This window comes from Pseudomonas sp. AGC41 (assembly GCF_057334555.1).
Genome location: NZ_JBHFJB010000113.1, coordinates 1 through 3,618, shown reverse-complemented (window position 1 = coordinate 3,618; position 3,618 = coordinate 1). Strand labels below are relative to the sequence as shown.

At 62.7% G+C, this 3,618-nt stretch carries 5 protein-coding genes; 4 read left to right on the top strand and 1 reads right to left on the bottom strand.

Annotation, left to right across the window (positions count from 1 at the left end):
- The first annotated feature begins 58 nt into the window (after positions 1-58).
- Together ACE04F_RS18940 and ACE04F_RS18935 are read left to right on the top strand one after the other, a co-directional pair.
- Complete coding sequence (locus ACE04F_RS18940; RefSeq protein WP_486109081.1) at positions 59-493, top strand: DMT family transporter; 435 nt, start codon at positions 59-61, stop codon at positions 491-493.
- A gap of 1 nt (position 494) precedes the next feature.
- Positions 495-947, top strand: coding sequence for a DMT family transporter (locus ACE04F_RS18935; protein WP_486109067.1), 453 nt, complete (start codon positions 495-497; stop codon positions 945-947).
- A 5-nt stretch (positions 948-952) separates the two neighbouring features.
- On the opposite strand, the gene ACE04F_RS18930 is transcribed toward ACE04F_RS18935, so the two are convergent.
- On the bottom strand, positions 953-1,231 hold the full coding sequence (locus ACE04F_RS18930) for a hypothetical protein (protein ID WP_486109065.1): 279 nt from the start codon (positions 1,229-1,231) through the stop codon (positions 953-955).
- Positions 1,232-1,385: 154 nt separating this feature from the next.
- On the opposite strand from ACE04F_RS18930, the gene selD reads away from it, so the two are divergent.
- Positions 1,386-2,420, top strand: coding sequence for a selenide, water dikinase SelD (gene selD / locus ACE04F_RS18925; RefSeq protein WP_486109063.1), 1,035 nt, complete (start codon positions 1,386-1,388; stop codon positions 2,418-2,420).
- Positions 2,420-3,523, top strand: coding sequence for a tRNA 2-selenouridine(34) synthase MnmH (gene mnmH / locus ACE04F_RS18920; protein WP_486109061.1), 1,104 nt, complete (start codon positions 2,420-2,422; stop codon positions 3,521-3,523). Before selD ends, mnmH begins: the two co-directional genes overlap by 1 nt.
- Positions 3,524-3,618 lie beyond the last annotated feature (95 nt).

Below are 3,618 nucleotides of genomic sequence, written 5' to 3'. Positions count from 1 at the left end.
GTCTTCATCAACCACCACGGCCGCAGCGGACGCGGATGCCGCGCCACCCCGGACTTTCCTGCGCTGGCTCCTGCTACCCCTGGTGATCCTGGCGGGCATGGGGCTATCGGTGGAGGCCGGTCTGCTCGGGCCGCTCGGTGTCCAGGTCGGTCATCTATGGGCAACGTTGAGCATCTTTGGCGTCGGCTCGGCGCTGTTGTTTCTGCTGTTGTTGCTCAGCGGTCCGCAACGAGGCCCGGCCCTGAGCGAACTGCCGCGCTGGCAATTGATCGGAGGCTTTCTGGGGCCGATCTACGTGGTGGTACTGACCCTCGCCACCCCGCACATCGGCATTGCCATGACCATGATCGCGATTCTCTCCGGCCAGGTTGGCAAAAGCGTGCTGATCGACCATTTCGGCTGGTTCGGCGCGAGCCGCAAGCGTGTCAACCGCGAACGCTGGCTGGCGTTGGCGTTGATCGTTGTGGCCCTTGTCCTGATTGCCCGAGGTTGATATGAGCGTGATCCTGTTATTGCTGGTGGTTGTCGCCGCCGGCGCGGTATTGAGCGTGCAGGCTGCCATCAACGGGCGCCTGGGCGAGACGGTGGGCGTACTGCGCAGCAGTCTGCTGACCTTTGCGGTAGGCACGGTGGTGACCGGGCTGTTGATCGTGTTTTTCGAGCCGGCCCATGCGGTAAGCCTGTTGGACGTGCCGAAATGGCAGCTCAGCGGCGCGTTGTTTGGGGTGGTGTACATGATCGTCATGGTCGGCGCGGTGCCGAGAGTCGGCACGGCTGTGGCGACCGTGGCGGTCATCGTCGGGCAACTTGCCATGGGCATGCTGATCGACAACTTCGGCTGGCTGGGCAATCCACCTGTCGAACTGTCCGCCAGCCGCCTGTGGGCCATGGCCTGCCTGGCACTGGCGCTGGTGTTTATGTATCGCAGCAGTACGCGGAAGAGCTGAACGGCTCAGTCCGGTTCGACGTCCAGTTGCAGGCTGTCATCGGCCAGGCGCTCGGTACGTCGGACTATGCCGCTGATGCGCCGGCCTTCGACGCTGAACACCACGATCTGGGCCTTTGCCAGGTCTTCGGGCAGCGGCGGGCGTACATGCAGGGCAAACCACGGCGGTTCGCCGTCGTCGAGGCGCTTGACGTCGAATTGGCAGTCGACGCTTTTGGTTTCGCGTCCGAACAGCGTGTCGAGGCCGTAATCGAGGTGGGTGTCCACGGGTGGGTTCAAATCCATCGGCAATCTCCCGGTTGAAGGCTCGGCTATTGTTCAAGTGAGTCTGTTGGCAACGGAAAAATTCCGTCGGATGAGTACCGACTGGTCGTGACCGGCAGTGAATGGCTGGCGTTGCTGCTAGAATCGGCCACCTTGACTTACGAGAGGTATGCCCATGAGCGAGCCGATTCGCCTGACCCAGTACAGCCACGGTGCCGGTTGCGGCTGCAAGATTTCGCCCCAGGTGCTGGAAGTGATCCTGGCCGGCAGCGGTGCGCAAAACCTCGATCCCAATCTGTGGGTCGGGAACGCTTCCCGGGACGATGCGGCGGTCTATGCCATCGACGAGGAGCGCGGCGTGGTCTCGACCACCGATTTCTTCATGCCGATCGTTGACGATCCGTTCGACTTCGGTCGCATCGCCGCGACCAATGCCATCAGCGATATCTATGCCATGGGCGGTGATCCGCTGATGGCGATCGCGATCCTTGGCTGGCCGGTCAACGTGCTGGCCCCGGAAATCGCGCGCGAAGTGATTCGCGGTGGTCGCTCGGTGTGCGACGAGGCAGGCATTCCTCTGGCGGGCGGGCATTCGATCGATGCGCCCGAGCCGATTTTCGGTCTGGCGGTAACGGGCCTCGTGCAAAAGCGCCACATGAAACGCAACGACACCGCCACCCCGGGTTGCCGGCTGTACCTGACCAAACCCCTGGGCATCGGCATCCTCACGACGGCGGAAAAGAAAGGCAAGCTGCGCGCCGCCGACGTGGGCCTGGCCCGTGACTGGATGTGCACGTTGAACAAGCCCGGCAGCCGTTTCGGCAAGCTCGATGGCGTGACGGCAATGACCGATGTCACCGGTTTCGGCTTGCTCGGCCACTTGGTGGAAATGGCCGATGGCAGCCAACTGACCGCACGTATCCGCTACGACGCGGTGCCGCGCCTGCCAGGCGTCGAGTACTACCTCGACCAAGGCTGCGTACCGGGCGGCACATTGCGCAACTATGACAGCTACGCCAGCAAAGTCGGTCGCGTCCAGGAGCTGCACAAGCGCGTGCTGTGCGACCCGCAGACCAGTGGCGGCCTGCTGATCGCCGTCACGCCAGAAGGGGAAAGCGAGTTTCTGCAGGTTGCCGTTGAACTGGGTCTGGCGCTGGAACCGATTGGTGAACTGGTCGAGCGACAGAGCCACGCGGTCGAGGTGTCTTGATGCCCAACGACATCACCGATTACCGCGATATCTTCCTCAATGATCGCCCGATGATGGACACTCGCGCGCCAGTGGAATTTCTCAAGGGCGCGTTTCCCGGCGTGGTCAACTTGCCGTTGATGACCGACTTCGAGCGCCAGCGCGTCGGTACCTGCTACAAGCAGCAGGGGCAACAGGCCGCCATTGTCCTGGGGCATCAACTGGTCAGCGGCGCAACCAAGGCCCAACGCATCCAGGCCTGGGCCGAATTTGCCCAGGCCCATCCTGATGGCCTGCTGTACTGCTTTCGCGGTGGTTTGCGCTCACAGATCGTCCAGCAGTGGCTCAAGGACGAGGCGGGCATCGAATATCCCCGAGTCGGCGGGGGCTACAAGGCGATGCGTACGTTCCTCTTGGGCACTATCGACCAGGCGGTCGCTCAGTGCGACCTGGTCCTGCTGGGCGGCATGACCGGCACCGGCAAGACCGAGGTGTTGGCGCAGCTCAATAACGGCCTGGACCTGGAAGGTTATGCCAATCATCGCGGTTCGAGCTTCGGCAAGCGTGCGACCGGGCAGCCTTCCAATATCGATTTCGAAAACCTGCTCGCAGTGGATGTGCTGAAAAAGCGCGCCGCCGGCATCGAGCAATTCGTGCTGGAAGATGAAAGCCGCATGGTCGGCAGTTGCGCCTTGCCGTTGTCGTTGTACCAGCGCATGCAGCAGGTGCCGATGGTCTGGCTGGAAGACCGCCTGGAGCGGCGGGTCGAGCGGATCCTGCGCGACTACGTGATCAACCTCTGCGCCGAGTTTGTCGAGGTCCATGGCGACGAAGGGTTTTCGCTGTTCGGCGAACGATTGCTGGCGAGCCTGGACAACATCCACAAACGCCTGGGTGGTGATCGCCATCGGCGATTGCTGGGCATCATGGAAGCCGCCCTGGCCGAACAGGCCGCCAGCGGCGCCGTCGACCTGCATCGCGCTTGGATCGAAGGCTTGCTGCGCGAGTACTACGACCCGATGTATGTGTTCCAGCGGGAAAAGAAGGGCGGGCGCATCGAGTTTGTCGGAGAGCAGGCGGCAGTATTGGACTATTTGCGTGAACGCGCCGCCAGGGAAGGATAAAACTCAAGTCTTGGCACACAACCTGTGGGAGCGAGCCTGCTCGCGAAGGCATCCGGTCAGTCACCCCCTCATTGGCTGACCCGCCGCTTTGGGGG

What these genes read in the sequence shown, in the direction of transcription:
- ACE04F_RS18935 (WP_486109067.1), top strand. Translation starts at nt 495, where the DNA reads ATGAGCGTGATCCTGTTATTGCTGGTGGTTGTCGCCGCCGGCGCGGTA.
- ACE04F_RS18930 (WP_486109065.1), bottom strand. Translation starts at nt 1,231, where the DNA reads ATGGATTTGAACCCACCCGTGGACACCCACCTCGATTACGGCCTCGAC.
- selD (WP_486109063.1), top strand. Translation starts at nt 1,386, where the DNA reads ATGAGCGAGCCGATTCGCCTGACCCAGTACAGCCACGGTGCCGGTTGC.
- mnmH (WP_486109061.1), top strand. Translation starts at nt 2,420, where the DNA reads ATGCCCAACGACATCACCGATTACCGCGATATCTTCCTCAATGATCGC.